The organism is Microcoleus sp. N9_A1, from assembly GCF_036701795.1.
GTDB lineage: Bacteria > Cyanobacteriota > Cyanobacteriia > Cyanobacteriales > Microcoleaceae > Microcoleus.
Genome location: NZ_JAUBRI010000183.1, coordinates 1 through 1450, shown reverse-complemented (window position 1 = coordinate 1450; position 1450 = coordinate 1). Strand labels below are relative to the sequence as shown.

1 protein-coding gene is annotated in these 1450 nt (G+C 42.9%); it reads right to left on the bottom strand.

The window, feature by feature from the left end; translation table 11 throughout:
• Positions 1 to 1327 (bottom strand): transposase (locus QUA58_RS31305; RefSeq protein ID WP_333398013.1); only part of this gene is annotated, 1327 nt, incomplete at its 3' end.
• Positions 1328 to 1450: the final 123 nt, after the last annotated feature.

Here is a 1450-nt window from a genome sequence, read left to right as displayed (position 1 = left end):
AGGGCTGAAGCCGCTGAGATTCTGCGGACAAAGCAGCTTTAGGTAATACCCAAAGTTTTACTCTCGCTACGGTGGTCAAGCACCGTCTACACAGTCGGTCAAGTTTTACACCTAACTTACTGGCTACTTTTCTTAAAATATTTCCCGCACCATTCAGATCTGCGTTAATTACAGTTCCATCGGCAGAGCGATACAATCCACGTTCAATTCGTTTTCCAGATGCTTTCCACTCAGGCGGTTTTTCACCGTACCTGGGTAGGGAGTCTCCATCAAGAAAACTACTTTTAGACGTATACGCTTCTTCTGTTTCAGTAAACTTAATTCCGTGTAAATGGCACAATTGGCTAAGTCGATCTTTTAACTTTCCTAATGGCATCTGAACAAACTTTTGATTGTTCAGCTTGCCCATATCGACATTGGATTTGAAACCCTGATTCCATCCAATTACTAGATTGCCAATACCATGCTTTAAGCAGTGGGAAACGATTAACTTTGCAGCCTTATTGATGCCATCACGCATCTGGTGATTCCGCTTGCGGGTTACGCGGTCTAGCCAGCTATCCCAGCAGCCCGTGGGCTTTCCTTCCTTTCTAGTTGCTACTTTCTTGTTCCAGAGTTGATTCATCGCCTTCATGGCACGAGCATCAATCAAGAAGGAATTTCCCAGCGTGTCCACGCAAGCCGCTAAGTTGTCAGCAGTTCCCAGGTCAATTGATAGTGCTTGGCTGCAATCTAAAGCGTGCTGCTGGCATTTTACTTCGTAAGATATCTCCAAGTAGAAAGCGCCATTTTTCGGGAGAATCGTGAATTCTTTAACCTTTGAGTAGTGAATGTTTGACGGTATAGGTAGAAAGACTTCAGAAATCCCAAACCAGCGCCGTACCGTTAAACCCAGGGAAAATCTCAACTGGTTGCCAATAAGTGCTGGCTTTAGTCCTCCAGAATTTGGGTAGGCAACCTTAAACAATTTAGATCCTGTTAAATAGCTCGGAGGCTTAGGTCTAAAATGTAATTGACCTTGGACATACAAAGCTTTTAACTCCTTGAAGCTTTTGAACGCCTCCGTAACCGACATTAAGGTTTGCTGCATGGGTGTCGAAGGTAACGACTTAGCAACCATTGACTTTGCGATTGACGGTTCAAAAGATAAATCGAACTTCCCCGTCAGCAACTTTCCAGTCTTAAAAAATGTCTGTCGAGCAAAATAGACAGCACTATTATAGAGCTTTCCAGATTGCTGGCAAAGGTAATTTAATACGGCTTCAACTTCTTTGGTGGGAGATAGCAATACTTGCTGTACTCCCATTATCTTTTTGACTTTAGCCACCTCTTTTTCCTGTAAATTAGTTGATTTATTTAGTTTAGGTGGATATAGTGGATAAGTCCAGCTATAACAACAAAACTTTATGTTGCCTCTTCCCGAGTACAAAACCCACAACCACCTCAAGTT